A 21,089-nucleotide genomic window follows, 5' to 3' on the forward strand; every position below is an offset into this window, starting at 1 on the left:
TGCCAGAATGCCTGTCACATTACTGCAAACCGTGTCTGGCGGTCAGGCCTCGTCGATGGAACGCTTGGGCAGGAGGGCCGGGACGAAGACCATCGTGCAGAGCAGCGTGCAGCCAAGTGACATCAGCAGCAGGCGCCCCATGCTCGCCGTACCCGGATGGCCGGAACGGGCGAGCGAGCCAAAGGCCGTGGCGGTCGTCAGGGCCGAGAACAGGACCGCACGCGCCGTGGGCGATGTCAGCGGTCCCTTTACGCCTTCGCGCCAGTTCATGACGAAATAGATGTTGAACGACACACCCACACCCAGCAGCAGCGGCAGTGCGATGATGTTGGCGTAGTTCAGCGTCTCCGGAACCGTGACGACCAGAATGACCGTGAGCAGCGCGGACATCAGCAGCGGTGCCATGACGAGGGCCGCATCCAGCAGGCGGCGCAGGACGACCAGCAGGATGATGGCGATCATGATGAGCGCGCAGATGGCCGCCACCGTGAAGGCATGAACGATCGTGTTGGCGCTTTCCGTGATCTCCATGGCCGGTCCGGCAACGTCCGGATTGACCGAGCGAAGTTCCCGCACGAAGCGGTGCAGGACCGGCGTTTCGGACATCTGGCCCTTGGGATGGATCGTCAGGCGGGCGCGGCCATCGGGCAGGACATAATCACGGCGGATATCCTGCGGGATATTGTCTATCGTGACCGGCGTGGGCTGGAGCGCCGTCCGCAGCATCGTCAGTTCGTCTGGCAGGAAGCGGGTCAGGGACGTGCTGGCCTGAAGCAGCGTGTTGTCCGGAGCCGTGGAGAGCGTGTGCAGCGCCTGACGGATCTTTTCCAGCGGCGCGGGCAACTGGTCCTTCACGGCATCAAGTTTCTGCGCGGCCGTGACGGCGGCGGCGCGGATGGCGGCGGCGTCCGGTGCGGGGGCAGGATTGGCGACCGTGATGGTCGGCAGCAGGATGGAGGCCGTGTCCTCGATCATGGCCAGCTTGGTCTTCTGGTCATCCGGGACCAGCGCACCCAGCCAGAGCACGTCATGCACGCTCGGCAGTTTCGAGAAAGCCGCAGCCTGTCGGGCGGCTTCCGTCAGATTCGGCGTCAGGACCTGTGCGCTATAGGGCGTGGTGAGCGGGTTGGCTTCCAGAAGATGGAGCGCGCGCATGCCCTCGGTGTTGGGGTCCTTGGTATGCAGCGGATCAGCATCGAACTTCAGCAGCGGCATGAGGGCCAGCCCCACGATTCCCAGAAGCGCGAAAACGCCGACGACCTTGTGGCGCTTGTGTCGCAGGAATGCATCGGCGGGCGCCATGAAGGCAAAGCCGGGTGTGCCGCTGCCGAGCTTGGCATGGAAGACGGACAGCAGCGCCGGCAGCAGCGTCATGGTGCAGAAGAAGGCGATCAGCATGCCGAAGCCCGCGATCAGCCCGAGCTGCGCCACGCCGATGAAGCTCGTGGGATAGAAGGCCAGAAAGCCTGCCGCCGTCGCCAGTGCCGCCACCAGGATCTGCGCACCGCTTTCCTGCCCCGTCAGCACGATGGCGTCATGCAGGGACGGGTACGAGCCGTCCGCGTTGCGCTGTCCCCGCAGACGGACCGTGTACTGGATGGCGAAATCGACAGCGATGCCGACGAACAGGATCGCAAAGGCTACCGAGATCAGGTTCAGTTCGCCCACCGCCAGAGCCGCAAAACCGGTCGTCAGGAGCAGGCCGCTGATGAGGGTCAGCAGGATGGGAAGGATCACACGCGGAGAGTGGACGGCCAGAACCAGCCATAGCGCCACGAGAACGAGCGAGATGACGAGGCCCAGCACCATGCCGTGGGCAACGGTCGAGAACTCTTCGTCCGACAGCTTCACTTCACCGGTGATGATGCCGGAGGCCTGTTTCGTCCTGACGAATTCGAGGTTGTTGATCGCCTGACGCATGGCGGTCGTCGCCCCCTCGCCGGGCTGGAAGGAGCTGTAGTCGAGCTTCGGCTGGGTGACGACGAACTCGTACTGCGAACCCAGTTCCGCCAGTTTCCCGATCAGCAGGTTCTGCCAGGACATGTCCTGCGGATGGCCGTTCGCCGCCGCTGTCAGGGAATTCGCAAAACCGTCCAGCGCGCCGTTGAATCCGCTTGGAATACCCTGTCCGGCCTTGATGCCCTCACCGATCAGGCCGAGCGCACCGAACAGGCCCCGGGCGGACGGATCAGCCGCCAGTGTGCCCAGAAAGGGCTGCGCGGAGACGATCGAGTCCAGCAGGGGCTCCAGATCCTTCGTGTCGAGGAACAGGAAGCCGTGACTGTTATAGAAGGCATTGTCGCCGGGAAGGCTGACCGTCTTGAAATGGGTATGATCCTGCGAGAGCGTCGTGGCGAGCTGCCGCGCTGCCATTCGCCCCTGTTCAGGGATGCGGCTGTCGAGGATGGCGACGAGCTGGTTGCTGTCCTGCGGGAAGAGGCGCGTGAGCTCCATGCTCCGCTTTTTCCAGGGCAGGCTGTTGGCAAACATCTTGCTCGTGTCAGTGGTCACACTGATGCGTGTGACACTGAGGGCGACGCAGCCGGCACAGAGCAGGGCGAACAGGGCCAGAACAAGGGGCGCACGACGCGCGCAGACGGCATTCAGCCGACCGGTCAGATCCGAAAACATGGGGCCTACCCTTAACAGAACGGGCAGCGTTTCCCTACCCCATCCTGACATTTCAGCGATCCTGAGGCAGAAGGAAAGCCATGACATGGACTCTTGCCGGCCCCGCCTCATACGAAAGTGTGATTCGGAACAGTGTTTTCCGTGCTTCCGCGGCTCCCGTGGAAGACGAAGCCGCTGCCATGGCCTTCTTCCGGGAGGTCGCCGTTCAGGACGCAACCCATAACTGCTGGGCGTTCAGGACGGGCCAGCGTTTCCGCTCCAGCGATGACGGGGAGCCCGGCGGCACGGCGGGGCGACCGATTCTGTCCGCGATCGAGGGGCAGGATTTTGACAACGTCATGATCGTCGTCACCCGCTGGTATGGGGGCGTGCAACTCGGCGCCGGGGGACTGGTGCGGGCCTATGGCGGCGCGGCGTCCGCCTGTCTGCGCGAAGCGGAGCGGATCGAACGGATCGAAACCGTGCCTCTGCGGTTTCACTGTCCGTTTTCCAGCTATGCGATGGTGGAATCGAAAATCGAAGGCTGGCGCGCGACCCGGACCGAATGTGAGTTCGACGGAGAAGGAGCGTGGATGACGCTGGCCGTGCCGGTGGAAGAGGCCGATGCCATCACGGGCTGGCTGCGGGATCTGACGCGGGGGCAGATGGAGATCACCCGGCTAAATTAAGCACAAAATGAAATAGTATATATTATTTAAAACTATGACGATTGATGTTTTCGTATCTCTGCATAATGTTCTGCGAACCCCCTCTGGAGTTTTCAGGGCATGTTGCGTCAGCGTTCATACAGGAACCGGTCTTTTCTTGCCCTGATGGCGCTGGAAATCTGTGCACCCGGCCTGTCTGCGGCGGCGGACACGTCCCTCCCGGAAAAGCCGACCGTACAGACGGAAGAATGGATTCACGTTTCCACCAAGGAACGCCCTCCCATCCAGAACTATCCCCATGCCGGTGTCGTGGGACAGCCGCGACGCGTTCTGGCCAGCCAGAACCATGCGCCGCAGGGACGGCAGGGCCCCTGGGGGGCGTTCAGTTACGGCAACGGCGAATCAGCCGGCTTTGGCCCGGTCGGCCGTTACGGTGTGGCCCCCTGGGCGGAAGACTGGAGCTTCCTGCGTGACAGAAGCCGCCGGGACGATCCGTTCGATCCGCTCAAGTTCATTGCCCTGAACGATGCAAAGACGATCTGGCTGTCCTTTTCCGGTGAGACGCGCCTGCGCAACTGGTACGAGGAGACACCCTTTCTGGGAAAGAAGGGTGGCAGCAATTCAGGTCGCTTCGGCGTGAGGAACCTGTATGGGGCGGACCTGCATCTGGGTGAGCATGTCCGGCTGTTCGGCCAGCTCATCAACGCCGATGCCGGAGGCTGGAAGGGCTTTGGCTACAACAGCACCTACCGCAAGCGGCTGGATCTTCAGCAGGCCTTCATCGAGTTCAAGGGCAAGCTGGCCGGTGCGCAGACCGGTTTCATGTTCGGGCGCCAGCAGTTCCTCGATGCGCCCTCCTATGTCCTGTACAACCGTGAGACGCCCAACGTGCCCCTGTCGTGGAATGGCGGGCGCATCTATGCGATCTGGCCCAACATTCGTGTGGATGCGTTCGATTTCGTCCAGACCAAGACTGATGCGCGCCTGATGTTCCACGATACGGAAGATTACGGCACGCGCCTGTATGGCGGAGACATCACCGCCCTCGTGCCGCAGTTTTCCATTGGCGGGGAGACGGTCCACTCGTTTCTGGACATCTTCTATTACGGATACCGCTATGGGGGCAGCCTGTCGGTCGTGCCGCTGGCGTCCGGGGCCATGAAAGGGACATCCTCACGGGGAAACGTGGGGTTCCGTTGGTATGGCACGGCCGCATCCTTCGAATATTCGTTCGGTGGTCTCTATCAGGACGGGACGTTCCAGAAGTCCGGCAGCGAGCATAAGACTGCCGTACAGGCCTATTCCGTCAACACGATCATGGGATACCGCCATACGCCGTCCCCGCTGCATCCCTTCATCGGCGTGCAGGCGGATCTGTACTCCGGCGGAGCAAACGGAACGGACGGCCCGGTCCGGACTTACATGGCCCCTTTCAATCCGCAGACGAACTATCTGGACACCACGACCTATATCCAGCCGTCCAACCTCGTCAGCCTCTCGCCGGTTCTCAGCGTCACGCCCTGGAAAGGTTTTGCGAGTATCCAGTTCAAGGTGCCGTTCATGTGGCGGGAAAACGCCGATGGCGCGATCTGGAGCTCGTCCGGGCCGTACACGTTTTCGAAAATCTATCATGGCGGCTATATCGGCGTGGTGCCGCAGGCGTCCCTCAAGCTCCAGCTCAACCGGCATCTGACCTGGCAGATCTATGGGGCGCGCTTCATGGCCTCGAACGGGCTTCGGGCGGCTGGCGGCAAAAGCGGGAGCTATGCCCAGTCCAACGTCGTGTTCAGGTTCTGAGTCTGTTTCAGTTCAGGAGCGCGGAGGACGTATCGCTCATGCCCTGAGGGGCCGGAGGAAGGAGCGGGGAGAGGGCGTTGCGAACAGCTTCTTCCGAAAAGCGGCTTTTCAGAAGTTTCCGTCCCGCCGCAACCTGTTTTCGGGCTGTGGCGGGGTCCAGAAAGGCGACGATCCGCTCCGCGAATTCGGAGGGTGTATCGGCGATGGCGTCCCGCCATGTCCGGTTGGCAGGATCGACCAGTCCTTCGGCGGCAATCGAGGTCATGACGATGGGCAGGCCGACTGCCCAGGCTTCGAGCACCTTGCCCTTGATCCCGGCCCCGAAGCGGAGCGGCGCAACACATAGGGACGTGTCGGCAAGCGCTTCAGCCAGATCCGGAACGGCCCCCACGATCTCCACATCATCCGCCGCCAGGCTATGCACGGCATGGGGCATGGCGCTTCCGATCAGGCGACATCGGATGCCCGGAACGGCCTCGTGCAGAAGCGGCATGATCGCCAGCACAAGCCATTTTGCTGCATCGAGATTGGGCTCATGCGCGAAATGCCCCACGAAGGCGATGACGGGAGCCTCCGGCTGCCGCCGTCTGCGGGAAGAGACCGGCACGGCCCAGGGTACGACATGGACATTGGCCGTGGGCACAATGCGTGAAAGGCGCCTGGCTTCGACGGGGGAATGTGTCAGCACGAAATCCGCCAGCCAGGCACACATGTTTTCCCGGACCTCGAGACGGCTGGCGAACCGTTCGAGTTCAGGGCGTGATTCAACGGCGGCCTGACGGTGAAGGCGCAGGGACGTCAGATCGGCCACGCTCCAGATCATCGTGGCGGTGGGCGCAAAGGCCCGTGTCAGGGCGGAATAGCTTTCCGCATTGTTGAGACGGTGCAGATAGACCACTTCCAGCCCGGCTCCCAACTGCCGGAGCGCCTCTTCAGGGCAGGGAAAGACAGGCGGCATCAGACAGTCGATCCCCTGCCGCTCCAGTCGCACGCGGTCTTCCTCGCCGGGAGGGAAGCGGGATGCCATGAAACAGCATTGATAGCCGAGGCTGCGTGCCGCATGGATGTGTGACAGGAACGCGACCGAACCGGCGTCACGGCCGGGATCAGGGGCGCGATCGTCAATAAACAGGGCGACGGGCCGTGACGGGGCAGTTCCGACGGGAGCCTTGCTGTCCTCAAGCCGGAGGCGCTGCGCGCGCCGGGCCTGCGCACGCTCATGAAGACCCGTCAGATCAGCGCCTTCCCGTGCCCTGAGCCGGTCCGCTTCACTTACCAGAAACGCCAGAGCTTCCGCCCGTGTGGCAGCGGCGTCCAGTCCTCGCAGAATACTGGCAATATGGTCCTTCAGCTCCCCGGACAGTTCGGCCGTCCCGGAAATCGTGCGCGGCGTGCCGAAGCGCTCCTCTCCGTGCCGGAGTTCGATCACATGATCCGTCAGGGGATCGATTGCGGAAGAAAAGGCATGATGAAAGCCATGCCGTCCCGTGCCGAAGCCTGCATCGCGCAGATCGGCGCGGAAACGGTTGGCTGCAATACGCCCGGCCGGTTGACCATCTACCCAGACCGTCAGCCAGACTGTCCGGTCGGGATTGGCCTGATCCTGGACCCATCCTGCAATGTGATAGCGGTCCGCGATGTCGATCGCCCCTACGAGGGAGGCGGGAAGGGGAGGGATCCGGACCGGAGAACCGGTCAGGGGGCGGTCATCGCGGGCATCGGTGAGTTCGATCAGTGCCCCTTCATGCGGCAGGGGAACCAGCCAGACTTTCTGAAAGGCGCAGCAGCCTTGGCGTGCCGCGCCCTGAAGATCGGCCCTGAAACTGTCGGCCTCAATTTCGTCCACCAGTTCCCCGTCAACGCGCACCTGAATCCGCACAGGTGTCTCTGGTGTGGCCAGATCTACAGCCCATCCGGCAAATCGTTCGCGGTCACAGACATCGACATAGCCGACAAGAGAGACGGTCAAGGTGGAGAGGTTCCTCAGGTTCAGGCGGCGGTGTTGGTCCGGGCCTCATCCTGATGATCCAGGGCACGGATGCGGAGACGGTGATGGATGGCTGCAAGTTCAGCCCCGCCTTCGAGGCGGCGCGCGCAATATTGCGGCGGCGGGGCGGTCAGGTCGGGATAGAGAATTTGGTACTCATCGGCATTGTGGAACATCCCACGCGAGCCGTCATCGAGAAAACTTTCCGACGGGGCGCCTTCTGCCACCAGAAGGTCATGACTTTCAAGCTCGACATGTACGTAGCGGATCGTCTGCGGCCGTTCGATCTGGAGAATGGAGATACCATTTACGAGATGAAGAGCAGGGATCAGGAAGCCGTCGATGAACATGGCATGCAGCGGGGAAATCATCAGATCCCGCCGCGGCAGCCCTTCCGCCAAAGCGCCGGCCCGGATCAGGATCGGCAGGATATCGCGGTTTCCGTAGGCAAACAGGGGATCATAGGCCCGCCGCCCGATCCAGTGGACCGGCCGCACTGCGCCATGCGCGGTCAGGATGGCATCACCGATTTCCAGATCTTCCACCCGCCGCTCCCCGTCCGGCGTCGCAATCAGGGTTCCGGGGCAGTAACAGGGCGTTCCGAAACCCATTTCGAGGTAATTTCCGGCTGCGGCCTGGGTAAAATAGAGCGGTGATGTAAAATCACCCCGAACCGCGATGTCCTTGACCATCGTCGTTCCGGAGAAGACTTCCAGCGTCCCGGTCGCGCCCCCCTCATCGGGCACGACGACCGCACTGATTGCCGCTCCCCTGGTGCCGACATCGGTGAAAATGAAGGCCGCGGATGTCTGAACCGTAATGGGGTTTTGCAGGGAAACACCGGAATCGATCTCCAGAACCCCGCCGCTGCTGACCGAGATGTCGGACAGGACGGCGCCACTATGGGCGATCACCATGCCGCCATTTGTTACCGTGGCATTCCGGACCGTACCATCGACCACAAGCAGCCCATCGGACTGAATGGATACGTTTTCGCTCGTTCCTTCCACGTCCTGTTCTGCCTGGAAGTGGAGTGTCTTGTAATACCAGGGGTCTCCTGCACTCCCGAGCAGGAAAAGTGCGGATGAGCCCTGAATAACCGTATCAGTGGCGGAGGCTCCTGCGGCAATTGTGGAGATAGCGTTACTTTTGACGTGAACGCCGCTAACATATCCGCCGCTTTCGACAGTCTGATATGCTTCCAGTTCTTCGTCATAGTATCGGCCAACGCCAACATAGGCATTTACGGCCGCTCCCTGGATCGTCGTATCAAAGGCGCTGCCACCATTCTGAACGATCTGGCTGGCAGGAGCCTCTTTCGTCGAGACCGAGTTCTCCTGATTATAGATCTCGGACAGGATCTGGGTGTGATCCGCGACGCCACCGGATTGCACGATCTGGGTGCCTGTCGTGGGAGGGACATACGGGCCGTACTGAACATCCACATACCCGTGCACAACCGTATCGACCGCCGAGCCGAGCACATATTCCGTCACGCCATTGATGGTCAGCCCCGAAACTGTGGCGCCCGCAACAACGGTAATGGAGCCGTCTGTTCCGGTTTCAGTTCCGGACGAGGTCTGGGAGGACGTTGATGACATGGGGCATTCCTTGCTCGGGAAGGACAATACTCATGTCGCGTCGGGTGCGACCGGATGTCCGGAATTCAAGACTGTGGCTGCGTCAACCATAAACAGTCCCCTCCGGAAGATGTTGCAAATAAATCGTTAAAAATTACTTGTTTAGATTTGTGAAACCTTATGTTGATCCAGATTTTTTATTTTGAAACCGCTTTGATTCTTTACGATTCCGCTGTCTCGGTGAACAGCCCGACCAGATCCGTCAGATGCCCGATCTCACGCAGTTTCAGTCCGGCTGGCGGTTTGACCCGTGCTGATGCGGCCGAAACGCGCCGGGGCAGGATTGCTTCCCCAAATCCCAGCTTGGCGACTTCCTTCAGACGCAGATCGGCCTGACTGACCTGCCGGATTTCACCCGAAAGACCCACCTCGCCGAAATAGGCGGCGTTGGGCGATGTCGGCGTGCCCGTCGCTGCGGAGACAAGTGCCGCCGCCACAGCCATATCAGCCGCAGGTTCGTTGACTCGCAGCCCACCAGCGATGTTCAGATAGACGTCCATATTGGCGAGCTTGAGGCCGCAGCGGGAGTCCAGAACAGCCAGCAGCATGTTCAGTCGCGACGTATCCCAGCCCACGACAGCCCGGCGCGGCGCACCATCCCCGGCCTTGGGAGACAGTAGCGCCTGAATTTCCAGCAGGACCGGGCGTGTGCCCTCCAGCCCGGCAAAAACGGCTGATCCCGCGATATTGCCGCGCCGCTCTGCCAGGAACAGTGCCGACGGATTGGGCACTTCGGTCAGCCCAATATCGGTCATGGCAAAGACGCCGATTTCGTCCGTCGCACCAAAACGGTTCTTCGCTGCCCGCAGGATGCGGAACTGATGGCCGCGATCGCCTTCGAAGTACATGACGGCATCGACCATGTGTTCCAGCACGCGCGGCCCGGCGAGGGACCCTTCCTTCGTGACATGCCCGATCAGGATCAGCGCGAAGCCGAGCGTCTTGGCCAGCCGGATCAGCTCAAACGCACTCGCCCGCACCTGCGAGACGGACCCCGGCGAGCTTTCCACGCTTTCCAGCCACATCGTCTGGATGGAGTCGATGACCACGACCGTATGCGCCCGGTCCTGCTCAAGCGAGCCTACGATTTCGCCGACATTGATCGAGGCCGCCAGATCCAGCGAGTCCAGCATTTTGGGGTCGCGGTCCAGACCCAGCCGCTGGGCGCGGATGCGGATCTGGTCCACCGATTCTTCGCCCGACACATACAGGACGCGATGCCCCGACCGCGCCAGTGCGCAGGTCGTCTGGAGCATGAGCGTGGACTTGCCGATCCCCGGATCACCGCCGACCAGTACGACGGAGGCCGGGACGAGCCCGCCCCCCAGAACGCGGTCCAGTTCGGCAATGCTTGTCGTGATGCGCGGGGGCGGCCGCGTTTCGCCATCCAGCCGGACGGTCTGAAGACGACCGGCGCTTAGCTTTCCGGTCTTGCGGGCCGTCGGCTCGGCCGTTTCCTCAACCAGCGTGTTCCATTCGCCGCAGGCTTCGCACTTGCCGTTCCATTTCGGATAGGTGGTGCCACAGTTCTGGCAGACGTAACGGGTAGTCGGCTTTTTGGCCAAGGCTGGTCTCTTCGGTTTGAGGGGGAACAAACCCAGTATATAGGAAGTGCCTGACCGCTAATCCAGCCGGGGCTTTGCCCCGGACCCCACCAAAGGTCGCGACCTTTGGAAACCATATCAGGGTGCAGGGATCAAGATCCCTGCCGGGCCCGGGCAGAGCCCGGATACCTTACTCCCGCGTCCGCAGGATCAACCGTGCCAGAAGCCGGGAGACCACGATAATCAGCAGGAATCCGAGAAGCTGGATCACCATGTTCGGATGGGTCGGCTGATGGCGGAACATGATGAACAGCAGCGGCAGGGCGATCAGATAGCTCAGCCCGATGCGCTTCCAGATCACGGGATTGGTCTTGGGAAAGCGGGGGAGGAGACTCACTTGCGCAGCTCCATGGTGATGGGGCCTTCGCGCCGGCCATGGGTGAACTGATCGACCATGGCGTTGCCTGAATGCATCAGGTCGGACGCTTCGCCCTGCCAGATCAGCCGGCCATGATAGAGCATGGCCGCGCGGTTTCCGATCCGTTGGGCCGAGGCCATGTCGTGGGTGATGGCAATGGCGGTGGAGCCGAGCTTCTGCACGCAGTCCACGATCAGCCCGTCGATGACCGCGCCCATGATCGGGTCCAGCCCGGTCGTGGGTTCATCGAAGAACATGATGTTGGGATTGCCCGCAATGGCCCGCGCCAGACCAACACGCTTCTGCATGCCGCCTGAAAGTTCGGAGGGGCTCAGATCGCCGACGGACGGGTCCAGCCCGACCTGTTTGAGCAGGTCTCCCGCCATCTGGAGCGCCTGCGTGCGGGACGGAGTGGCACCGTTGCGGTCGGAATGCTTGGCGCGGATGCCGAAGGCCACGTTCTCGCCCACGCTCATGCTGTCGAACAGGGCAGCGTTCTGGAACAGCATGCCGATCTGCCGGCGCAGGGCGTCCTGCCGGGAGCGGGGGGCCGTCAGGAGGTTTTCCCCGTCGATCTCGATGGTGCCTGCGTCAGGTTCAATCAGGCCGAGGATGCAGCGCAGCAGGACGGACTTGCCGGAGCCGGAACCGCCAATGATGACCATGGACGTGCCGGCTTCGACATCGAGGTCCACACCATCGAGCACGATCTTGGAGCCGAAAGCCTTGTGCAGGCCCCGGATGCGGATCTTCGGGGTGCTTGGGGGAGTGCTCATTGTGAGAAGAACAGGTCCGTCAGGAGGTAATCGAACAGCAGCAGCAGGATGGACGCGCCGACGACGGCGGCCGTCGTGGCCGAGCCCACACCTTCTGCACCGCCCCGGCTGTTATAGCCGTTGTAGCAGCCCAGCAGTGCGATCAGGAATCCGAACACCGCCGCCTTCACGAGGCCCACAACCACGTCCATCGTCTTGAGCGAGTCCAGCGTGGCCGTGATGTAGGTCGAGGGCGAGAAGCCGAGCTTGGCGACCGAAACCGTGAAACCACCCATCACGCCCAGAATATCGGCGACCAGCACGAGACAGGGCAGCGCGAGCGTTCCAGCCAGAAGGCGTGGCGTCACGAGATATTTCATCGGGTTGGTGGAGAGCGTGGTGAGCGCGTCGATCTGGTCTGTCACGCGCATGGTGCCGATCTGGGCCGACATGGCCGCGCCAACACGTCCGGCGACCATCAGCCCGGCCAGAACCGGACCGAGTTCGCGGGTCACGGCCAGGACGACGATCCCGGCAATGGCGCTCTGCACATGATACTGCCCGAAGCCCACATAGGACTGGAGCGCGATGACGGCGCCGGAGAACAGGGCGGTCAGGGCCACGACGGGCAGGGAGAAGAACCCGGTCTCGATCAGGCTTGAGAAGAAGATGCGCCAGTAGAAGGGCGGTCGCACCAGATGCGACAGAGCCTCCAGCGCGAACAGGGCGAGAGCACCTGCCTGCTTGATAAGGCCGAGAGCGGCACGGCCAAGGGCCGCTATGGGGTCAAGAACGGCATTCACCCTTCAGCCCCTACCCTGCCAGCATCCGGACGTCAAAGTTTCCGTCTCCCTGACCCCCTGATCCGCAGGATTCAGGCGCGGCGTCCGTCAGTCCGCTCAAGGTCCCGGAACTGCCGTTCCAGACTGAAATCGGGCGAGGTGACGAACTGCTCCATCCGGCCAAGCCTGCGCTCCATCCGGACCAGACGGTCCTGTAACCGTGCCAGCGGGTGGCCCGGCGGAACGGAGCGGGAAAAATCCTCGGCCGGTTCCGGCTGCTGGCGGCGGAAGCCGAGCACGGCATCCCGGACCACGGCGGTCGCGCTGGCGGCTGGAGTATCCCGCCATGCGGCACGGTGCCGGGACCAGCTTCGCACCCCCTCGGCATATCCCGCAGCCGCCTTGTCCAGCGTGCTCCGGAACGGCAGGATGCCCGTCCGGCGATAGCGTCGGAAGAGACGCACAGCCCAGACGATCAGGGCAATTTTCAGCAGAAGGCCGATCAGTCCGTGGCCGCCGGAGTGATGGCTGACATGCGCCGGTGTTTCTGACGCATCATCCGAGTTGCCTGGTCGGACGTGGAGGCGGCCGAGGATTTTCTGGGTTGTATCGGACAGGATGGCGGAGCTGTCGGGTATGCTGACGGTCGTGATCCGTGCGCCGGATGTTTCGCCAACGGAGATCGTACCGGAGCCGAGCGGGCGTTTCTTCAGGATCTCGCTGACTTTCTGCAGCGTGATGTCACCGCTGCCCAGCAGCGTTATATCCGCATCTCGTGCGTCTGCATTCAGCACGATGTCGGCCGAACCATAATTCCGTACCGTCAGGACATCCGTGCTGCCCTGGCTGATTCGGATGTCGCCTGACGACATGGTCGTGAGGCTGGCGCTGGTGGTTGCGAGGGTGTCGATATGGAGGTCGCCGCTGGCGAAGTTCTGTGCAGTCAGCCGGCCTGTCACACGACGGACCGAGACCGTTCCCGAGCCTTCCATGTTCAGGGTCAGGCCACTGGCCTGATCGATGTCCAGATCGCCCCGCCCCGTGAGGGCTGTCAGTTCACCATTGACGCCGCTGACGCGGTACGTTGTCAGGCTGTTCCGGGAAGACAGGATATTGATACCGGTCTGCGCGGGTACCATGACGACGGCACTGTCCTGCGTTGCGCAGTCCCGTGCGGATGTCGTGAATGTCATCCGGTCCCCGTGTTTCTGCAGGCTGCCGCTTCCGGAAACGATATGGGCATCCCCTCCGCCCACGATGGAAAGACGGTCAAGACACGTGGCCGGGATCAGAAGGGTTCCGGAACCGGCGGAAGGGGATCCATCCGAAGGGGGTGGCGGTGGAGCAGGCGGTGCCGGAGGCGTTGGGGGCACCACGACCGGTTCCGCCGAAGCCCCTCCGGTTGCTATCCCCGGAAGCGTGGCCATCCCACATCCCACAAGTGCGATCAGGGCAAGACGCGCGTGCAGGCGAGGGCGCATGCCTTATTCTCCCTGTGAGCTGTTTCCGGTAGCCGGAGGCACAACCGGAGCTGGATTTCCCGGCGTTGCGGGCGTGGGCGTGGTTTCCAGTTGCGGCGTGGCACGGGTGTTCGCAGCTGACTTGTCCCCCTGTGCTGTGGGGGCGACAGGAATCGCCTGAGGCGTACTCTGCTGTCCGGAGGGGATCGTTCCGGAGGATGTGTTTCCGGCCGTGGGAAGCGTTGCCTGAGGGGCTGCAGAAGGAGGCGCGTTCTCCACGGGCAGAGGCGGAGAAGCCGTCGCTCCAGACGGCTGGGTCGAGGTCTGCTGATGACCCGCCTGCACATTTTCCGAAGGTGTGGTGACACCGGACGCCAGAGGTACAGACGGACTTTCCGGAGCGGCGGGTGCGGGAACAGGAGTCGGGGTCGGAACGACCGGAGCCGGGACAGCCGGGGTCGCGCCGGGCGCAGGAGTCTGAACTGGGGTGACAGGCAGCGGAGCGGGCGTCACGGGAGCTGTCACGGCTGCGGGAGGCGGTGGCGTCGGACGGTAGATCACCCCGTTCTGCGCTCCCACGCGCACGGAACCTTTGCCCGACCGCACCATCGGCCCTGAAACCGCTTCGATATTGACGTCCCCCGTTCCATTGGCCGCGACCGTGGCAACCGTGGCATGCCCCAGAATGGTGGCGCTGGCCTGATCGGCCGTGATCAGGGTCAGCGCATCAATGCTGCCGCCCGAAAGCGTCATGCCCGCATTCTGCCTCAACTGCGCTGAAAGCGCCGCAAGCTGGGCGGTATCCGCCGTCAATGTCGAGGTTCCGGAAGCCACGATCTGCGCCGCCCGTTCCAGGGCCTTGATGTGGACGGTGGAGGCGCCCTGCATGTCCAGGTCGAGGGACTGGGTGTTTTCGATGTCCATGGTTGTGGAATCGAGGCTGGCGTCCAGGGAGGCGAGCTTTCCGGTGATGATGAAATGCGTGTCGTGGCTGTCGTGGATGGTCAGGCCGGTGCTGGGGGAGATGCTGATCGTCAGCTTTCCGTTGGGCGCGCAGGTCTTGGTTGCGATGGAGATGCGGCTCTGCGCCTCTTCCTTGCCGGTGTGCATCGCGACCTGGGCCAGGCTGCTCGAATCAAGGGTGGCCCCGTCCTTCATGTTGGGATCGACCACGACCCTGACCTGTCCGGTGCAGGGGACGGACAGATCCAGATCCTCTCCGGACAGGGTCATGCGCGCGGCGTGGGCTGCGGGCGCCAGCAGGACGGTGCCCGCCAGCAGGGCCAGAAGCGCCGGGCGGGGGCCGGAAAAGAAGACGGGGCGGCGTGTCATCGTGCGTTCCTTGCTCTCCAGCCCGGGATATCCTCGTCGAGGATGCGTTCGAGCTGGTCGATCCTTTCTTCCAGACGCGTAGCATGGGCTTCGGCCTGTGTCAGGGCGACCTGAAGCATGGGATCGGGCCGGCTGGTCGACTTATCTTTTGCGATGGATTTTATCGCGCCAACGACGAGGGCGACCATTGGCAGGCCAAAGATAAGCAGAATGGCGAGTGTGTCGTTATTCATTCCGGAGTTCCAGTGGCGGATGAATGATCAGCCTGCATTTTTCTTTTCGGCAACACGGCGCTTGAGGGTCTCGAACTCGTTTTCTACGACGGCATCGGTTTCGAGGGCCGCAAGTTCCTCCTGAAGCGACGGCCGGCCGGTGCGGCGTCCCAGATCATACGCCTCCGCCTTGCCTTCGAGTTCATCAAGAGCGCGTTCCACCTGATCGAAACGGTTCAGGGTGTCGTCGATGCGGGTGTCGTACAGCTTCTCGCGGGTCTTGAGGCGTCCCTGTGCGGTGCGGGCGCGGATGGAGAGCGCCTTTTCGCGGGATTTGGCGTCGGCGATCTTGGCCTGAAGCTTGGAGATGTCGTCGTTCTGCTGGTCCAGCCCGTCGGAGATCTGGGCGATCTGCTGTTCCAGTGCCTCGCGGGACTGCTCCACACTGTGGCGGGCGGCGAGGGCGGCCTTGGCGAGATCGTCACGGTCGCGCTCGATGGCGAGACCGGCCTTGCGGTGCCACTCGTCTTCCTCATGCATCATGGTGCGGACGCGACGTTCGAGCTGCTTGCGTTCGGCGATCGTGCGGACGGCCTGACTGCGGACCTCGACCAGCGTGTCTTCCATTTCCTGGATGACCAGGCGGATCATTTTCTGCGGGTCCTCGGCGGTGGCGAGAATCGCATTGAGATTGGAGTTCACGATATCGGCGAGGCGAGAGAAAATACCCATGATGCTTTCCTTTCTGTTGGAGAGACTTAGGACAGAATGCCTGCCCTTGTCAGCGATGCTGTTTTGAGGGTGTTATGAACTGAAGACCGGAACAGGGGCGTGAGAGACCATAAAATGGCGAGAAGCACCGATATGGACGAGGTGCCGACCCCGATCGGGCGGGCTCCGGCATTTCTGGAGATGCTGGATCAGGTCTCCCGTCTGGCCCCCCTGAAGCGACCTGTTCTCGTGATCGGAGAGCGTGGGACAGGCAAGGAACTGGTGGCTGCGCGTCTGGCTCTGCTGTCGGACCGCTGGGACCGGCCGCTGGTGAAGCTCAACTGCGCGGCCCTGCCCGAGGCGCTGCTGGACAGCGAACTTTTCGGCCATGAGGCCGGTGCGTTCACGGGCGCTCAGAAGCGGCGTCTGTCCCGCTTCGAGCGGGCGGACGGGGGCACGATGTTTCTCGACGAGATCGGCACCGCGTCGCAGGCCGTGCAGGAAAAGCTGCTGCGCGTGATCGAGTACGGTAGTTTCGAGCGCGTGGGGGGCAGCGAGACCATCCGTGTGGATGTGCGGCTGATCGGGGCGACCAATGCCGATCTGCCCGCCATGGCGCGGGAAGGGCGCTTCCGGGCGGATCTGCTGGACCGGCTGGCGTTCGATGTCGTGAATATTCCGCCGCTGCGGGCGCGTCCGGAGGATATTTCGCTTCTGGCCGAGCATTTTGCCACCCGCATGAGTGCGGAACTGGGGCGGAAGGTTTTCGCGGGCTTTACGGACCGGGCGCTGGGACGTCTTCAGGCCCATGACTGGCCCGGCAATGTGCGCGAACTGCGCAATGTGGTCGAGCGCAGCGTCTATCGGATGGACCGTCCCGAAAAGGCGCTGGACGAGATCGTGCTGGACCCGTTCGTGGCTCCGGACTGGTCGGGCGTGGCTTCTGCGGCCGTGAACCCGTCCCCGGCCGGGAGCGAGGCCGGATCGCTGACGTTTCCGCGCGATTTCGGCGCCGATGTCAGGACGCACGAGCGCAGCCTGCTGGAAGCGGCGCTGCGTGAGGCGCAGTTCAGCCAGAGGCGTGCCGCCGAACTGCTTGGCCTGACCTACTACCAGTTCCGCCATCATCTGCGGCTGCATGGGCTGGCGGACAAGGAGTCCAGAAAGGCGCTGGGCGCGAAAGGGTGAAAGCAGATCCATGAAATCTGATGATGCATGAACCGTGCCAGATCAGGCCGGGAAGGATTTTGCCATCGTGGGTTTCAGTTTGAAAAGGCTTTGCAATGGCATTTCAGGCCATTTTGTGTGTTTACGCGCCAATGTCCGCAGTATTTCTGACAGAGTGATTCCGACCGGTTCTGTTTTCACAAACTCCGCGTCAGGCCTCTGTCCGGATTGGGCATTGTTCCATTCTTTATAGGATGGGGGATGTGCGCCGGGGGTTTTGCTGAGGGATGAAAGGAAAGCGGTTTAACAACGAGATGGAAAAGTTATATCAAACAAAATAGTTTATTTTTACGCATGATGCGCCTATGTCTCGGGCGTGCCGCAGGGGCGGCATGACTGATCTGGACACGGTTAGGTGTAGCGAATGCCTCTCTCACAGACGGAATTGGACCATCTTCGGCAGATCCCGGAAGAGCGGGTGCTGACGGAGACCCTGGATCGGATGCGGGGACGGGTGGCCGTCATTTCCTCGTTCGGGGCGGAGTCGGCCGTTCTGCTCGATCTGGTGGCGCAGGTTGACCCTTCTGTTCCGGTCTTCTTTCTGGATACGAAGCGGCACTTCCCCGAAACGCTGGAATATCGCGACCGGCTGACGCGCAGGCTGGGCCTGTCCGATGTGCGGACCCTGTCGCCTACACCGCAGGCGTTGCATGACCGTGATCCGCAGGACCAGCTTGCGGCGTTCGATCCGGATGCGTGCTGTGCGCTGCGCAAGGTCGAGCCGCTGGAACTTGTCCTGCCGGATTTCGATATCTGGATTACGGGGCGCAAGCGCAGCCAGTCCGTGACACGGACAGCCCTGCCGCTGGTCGATCCGCAGCCTGATGGCAGCGTGAAGCTCAACCCGCTGGCGGGCTGGGGACCGGGGCAGATCGAAGCGCAGATGCAGCGGCGGGATCTGCCGCGGCATCCACTGGTTGCAAAAGGTTACACCTCGATCGGTTGTGCTCCGTGCACAAGGGCGGTCAAGGATGGTGAAGATGGACGGGCGGGCCGATGGGCCGGTCTGTCCAAGACGGAATGCGGCATTCACAGGCCGGCATGACTACGGAGCGGATAATGACGCAGACACCGATCCTGTCCCGGGATCAGTCCACCCCAGGGGCTGCTGCCTCTTTGGCACAGCCGCGTATCATGGATGATCTGGACCAGCTTGAGGCCCAGAGCATTTTCATCCTGCGCGAGGCCTATCGCAAGCTGAAGCCCCTGTCCCTGCTGTGGTCGCTGGGCAAGGACAGCAACGTGATGGTGTGGCTGGCGCGCAAGGCGTTCATGGGGCGTGTGCCGTTCCCGGTCATGCATGTCGATACCGAGAAGAAATTCCCGGAAATGTATGCGTTCCGGGACGAATATACGAAGAAATGGGACCTCGACCTGCTGCTGGGCTACTGCCCGCCGGTTGAGGAAATCGACCCGTCGCTTCCGCCTGCCGCCCGTTCCGCCGCGCGCAAGACGGCCGGTCTGGCTGCGATGATCGACAAGCACAAGTTCCGGGGCGTTATTGCCGGTATCCGTCGTGACGAGCAGGCGACCCGTGCGAAGGAGCGCGTGTTCAGCCCGCGTGGTGCCGGGCATCGCTGGGACGTGCGCAACCAGCCGCCGGAGTTCTGGGACCAGTATGCGACGCCGTATGAAGACGGCATGCATATCCGCGTTCACCCGCTGCTGTCATGGCGCGAGATCGACATCTGGCGCTATATCGAGCGCGAGGGCATTCCGCTGGTGGACCTGTATTTCGCAAAGGACGGCAAGCGTTACCGCTCGCTGGGCGATCAGGACATCACCAACCCCATCGAGAGCAATGCCTCGACCGTGGCGGAAGTGATTGCCGAACTGGAGACCAGCCGGACGTCCGAGCGCGCGGGCCGTGCGATGGATCATGAGTCCGAGGACGTGTTCGAGCGTCTGCGTGTAGCGGGATATCTGTGAAAATGGGTGACAACATCGTGACCGAGAGCTTTTCGGAAACCCATCGCGCCGCAGCGACTCCCATCGTCATCGTCGGGCATGTCGATCATGGCAAGTCCTCGCTGATCGGGCGTCTGCTGTATGACACCGACAGTCTTCAGGACGGCAAGCTGGCGCAGATCGTCGAGAGCAGCCGCAAGCGTGGTCTGACGGTGGAGTGGAGCTTCCTGCTCGATTCCCTTCAGATCGAGCGCGATCAGGGCGTGACGGTCGATTCCACACGGATTCCGTTCCGTCTGGGGTCGCGTGAATTCGTGATCGTCGATGCGCCGGGTCATCGCCAGTTCCTGCGCAATATGATCACGGGTGCCGCCGATGCGGAAGCCGCCGTGCTGGTCGTTGATGCCAAGGAAGGCGCGCAGGAGCAGACGCGGCGTCATGCCATGCTGCTGCGGCTGATCGGCATCCGCCATGTGATCGTGCTGCTCAATAAGTCCGATCTGCTGGGCTTTGACGAGGCGAAAATCGTCAAGGTCGAGTCCGATGTGCGCCAGCTTCTGGGGCGTCTGGAAATTGAGGTCGAGGCCGTTGTGCCGGCTTCCGCCCGTGACGGTGACAACATCGCCAGCCGTTCCGAGCGTTCGCTCTGGTACAAGGGGCCGACGCTGGTTGAGGCGCTGGCCAATGTGCCCCCGCCGGCCTCGCGTGCGGCGCTGCCGTTCCGGATGCCGGTGCAGGATGTCTATCGCTTCGATGGTGTCCGTTATGTGGCGGGCCGGATCGAGCGTGGGACCGTTCGTGCGGGAGATCGTCTGAGCATCGGCGCGCAGGGTCAGGTTGCAACCGTGGCGGAAGTCTGCCGGTGGCATGCGCCGGAACTTCCGGTTGCGGGTGCGGGCGAGTCCATTGCCCTGCGTCTGGAGCCGGATCTGGTGCCGGATCGTGGTGATCTGCTGTTCCCGGCGGATGACAAGGCTGCGGCCCCGGAGCGTTCGGCCCGGATCCGCACGCGCCTGTTCTGGCTGCGGGGTGAGCCCCTGCGTGTGGGTGAGAGCTTCACGTTGCGTCTGGCCACGGCCGAGCATGACGTGACGGTGGCTTCCATTGACGCCGTGGTCGATCTCGAAGATCTGACGCTGCGTGAGGGTGACACCGTGCCGCCGGACGGGTTTGCGGAAATCACGCTGGCGGCGTCTCATGCCGTGCTGTTCGATCCGTTCTCGCCCGGTTTTGGCGACGGCCGTGGCGTTCTGGTCGATCGTTACCAGCGCATCGTTGGCGGTGCGCCGCTGATCGGTCCGGCCGAGCTTGCGGATGGCGAACATGCCATTCATCCGACGGCCAGCCGTGTCTCCGCCGCCCGTCAGGTTCAGACGCGCGGTCATAAGAGTGGCGTGTTCTGGCTGACGGGGCTTCCGGGTTCGGGCAAGAGCACGGTTGCGCGCGCGGCCGAGCTGGCTCTGTCCGAGCAGGCCATCAATTCGACCGTTCTGGATGGGGACACCCTGCGTGCCGGACTGTGCAGCGATCTTGGTTTTTCGGCGGAAGACCGTCGGGAAAACATTCGCCGGGCCGCCCATGTGGCGAAGATCCTGGCCGAAAGCGGGCAGGTCGTGATCGTGGCGCTGGTGTCGCCGCTTGAGGCGGATCGTGCGCTGGCGCGGCAGATCGTGGGTGAGAACTTCCACGAGGTCTTCGTCGATACGCCGCTGGAAACCTGTGAAAAGCGGGACCCCAAGGGGCTTTATGCGGCGGCGCGTGCGGGAAAGATCCCCGACTTCACGGGGATTTCAGCGCCTTATGAAGCGCCGGTGTCTCCGGAGCTGCGTCTGGCGGCGGACCGTCCGGAGCAGGACGCCATCAGTACCCTGACGGCGTTTATCCTGCGGATCGTCCAGCCGTAAACACTCCCGTTTTCCGGGCATCTGTCTGACCCCCTTTCCGCAAGGAGAGGGGGTTTTTTCATGACAGGGGGCCATGAACACGGAAAAGTTCACGGATAAAACGAAAACCGTCACTTTTTTGATGTTACTTTCCT

17 protein-coding genes are annotated in these 21,089 nt (G+C 62.6%); 6 read left to right on the top strand and 11 right to left on the bottom strand.

Going from position 1 to position 21,089, the window contains the following annotated elements:
• Positions 1-42 precede the first annotated feature (42 nt).
• On the bottom strand, positions 43-2,631 hold the full coding sequence (locus ABF859_RS05715) for an MMPL family transporter (RefSeq protein ID WP_415526813.1): 2,589 nt from the start codon (positions 2,629-2,631) through the stop codon (positions 43-45).
• An 80-nt stretch (positions 2,632-2,711) separates the two neighbouring features.
• Here ABF859_RS05715 and ABF859_RS05720 point away from each other — a divergent pair, with 80 nt between their 5' ends.
• Positions 2,712-3,299 carry an IMPACT family protein gene (locus ABF859_RS05720; RefSeq protein ID WP_415526814.1) on the top strand — a complete coding sequence of 196 codons (588 nt, stop codon included), beginning with the start codon at positions 2,712-2,714 and terminating at the stop codon, positions 3,297-3,299.
• A 99-nt stretch (positions 3,300-3,398) separates the two neighbouring features.
• Positions 3,399-5,075, top strand: a complete 1,677-nt coding sequence (locus tag ABF859_RS05725) for an alginate export family protein (protein WP_415526815.1) — start codon at positions 3,399-3,401, stop codon at positions 5,073-5,075.
• Between the two features lie 7 nt (positions 5,076-5,082).
• On the opposite strand, the gene ABF859_RS05730 is transcribed toward ABF859_RS05725, so the two are convergent.
• From ABF859_RS05730 to pspA, 10 genes are all read right to left on the bottom strand, one after another.
• Positions 5,083-7,044 carry a glycosyltransferase family 4 protein gene (locus ABF859_RS05730; RefSeq protein ID WP_415526816.1) on the bottom strand — a complete coding sequence of 654 codons (1,962 nt, stop codon included), beginning with the start codon at positions 7,042-7,044 and terminating at the stop codon, positions 5,083-5,085.
• A 20-nt stretch (positions 7,045-7,064) separates the two neighbouring features.
• Positions 7,065-8,663, bottom strand: a complete 1,599-nt coding sequence (locus ABF859_RS05735; protein ID WP_415526817.1) for a Hint domain-containing protein — start codon at positions 8,661-8,663, stop codon at positions 7,065-7,067.
• A 200-nt stretch (positions 8,664-8,863) separates the two neighbouring features.
• Complete coding sequence (radA, locus tag ABF859_RS05740) at positions 8,864-10,267, bottom strand: DNA repair protein RadA (RefSeq protein WP_415526818.1); 1,404 nt, start codon at positions 10,265-10,267, stop codon at positions 8,864-8,866.
• 169 nt (positions 10,268-10,436) lie between these two features.
• Positions 10,437-10,643 carry a hypothetical protein gene (locus ABF859_RS05745; protein ID WP_415526819.1) on the bottom strand — a complete coding sequence of 69 codons (207 nt, stop codon included), beginning with the start codon at positions 10,641-10,643 and terminating at the stop codon, positions 10,437-10,439.
• The gene (locus ABF859_RS05750) at positions 10,640-11,440 is read right to left on the bottom strand and encodes an ABC transporter ATP-binding protein (protein ID WP_415526820.1); all 801 of its coding nucleotides are present in this window, start codon (positions 11,438-11,440) and stop codon (positions 10,640-10,642) included. The genes ABF859_RS05745 and ABF859_RS05750 overlap by 4 nt, the downstream gene beginning before the upstream one ends.
• Positions 11,437-12,222, bottom strand: a complete 786-nt coding sequence (locus ABF859_RS05755) for an MlaE family ABC transporter permease (RefSeq protein ID WP_011252502.1) — start codon at positions 12,220-12,222, stop codon at positions 11,437-11,439. The genes ABF859_RS05750 and ABF859_RS05755 overlap by 4 nt, the downstream gene beginning before the upstream one ends.
• Positions 12,223-12,293: 71 nt before the next feature.
• Positions 12,294-13,682 carry a GIN domain-containing protein gene (locus ABF859_RS05760; protein ID WP_415526821.1) on the bottom strand — a complete coding sequence of 463 codons (1,389 nt, stop codon included), beginning with the start codon at positions 13,680-13,682 and terminating at the stop codon, positions 12,294-12,296.
• 3 nt (positions 13,683-13,685) lie between these two features.
• Entirely contained in the window at positions 13,686-14,993 is a 1,308-nt protein-coding gene (locus tag ABF859_RS05765) for a hypothetical protein (RefSeq protein ID WP_415526822.1), read from the bottom strand.
• Complete coding sequence (gene pspB, locus ABF859_RS05770) at positions 14,990-15,226, bottom strand: envelope stress response membrane protein PspB (protein WP_041111464.1); 237 nt, start codon at positions 15,224-15,226, stop codon at positions 14,990-14,992. Before pspB ends, ABF859_RS05765 begins: the two co-directional genes overlap by 4 nt.
• 27 nt (positions 15,227-15,253) lie before the next feature.
• Positions 15,254-15,937: a phage shock protein PspA gene (gene pspA, locus ABF859_RS05775; RefSeq protein ID WP_415526823.1), complete on the bottom strand. Its 684-nt coding sequence runs from the start codon at positions 15,935-15,937 to the stop codon at positions 15,254-15,256.
• Positions 15,938-16,051: 114 nt separating this feature from the next.
• On the opposite strand from pspA, the gene pspF reads away from it, so the two are divergent.
• From pspF to cysC, 4 genes are all read left to right on the top strand, one after another.
• Positions 16,052-17,104 (top strand): phage shock protein operon transcriptional activator, encoded by a 1,053-nt coding sequence (gene pspF, locus ABF859_RS05780; protein ID WP_415526824.1) that lies wholly within the window; start codon positions 16,052-16,054, stop codon positions 17,102-17,104.
• A gap of 403 nt (positions 17,105-17,507) precedes the next feature.
• On the top strand, positions 17,508-18,188 hold the full coding sequence (locus ABF859_RS05785) for a phosphoadenylyl-sulfate reductase (protein WP_415526825.1): 681 nt from the start codon (positions 17,508-17,510) through the stop codon (positions 18,186-18,188).
• An 89-nt stretch (positions 18,189-18,277) separates the two neighbouring features.
• Positions 18,278-19,072, top strand: coding sequence for a sulfate adenylyltransferase subunit CysD (gene cysD, locus ABF859_RS05790; RefSeq protein ID WP_415526896.1), 795 nt, complete (start codon positions 18,278-18,280; stop codon positions 19,070-19,072).
• Between the two features lie 2 nt (positions 19,073-19,074).
• The gene (cysC, locus tag ABF859_RS05795; protein ID WP_415526826.1) at positions 19,075-20,955 is read left to right on the top strand and encodes an adenylyl-sulfate kinase; all 1,881 of its coding nucleotides are present in this window, start codon (positions 19,075-19,077) and stop codon (positions 20,953-20,955) included.
• The last annotated feature ends 134 nt before the right edge of the window (positions 20,956-21,089 follow it).

The organism is Gluconobacter sp. (genome assembly GCF_047722525.1).
Classification (GTDB): domain Bacteria; phylum Pseudomonadota; class Alphaproteobacteria; order Acetobacterales; family Acetobacteraceae; genus Gluconobacter.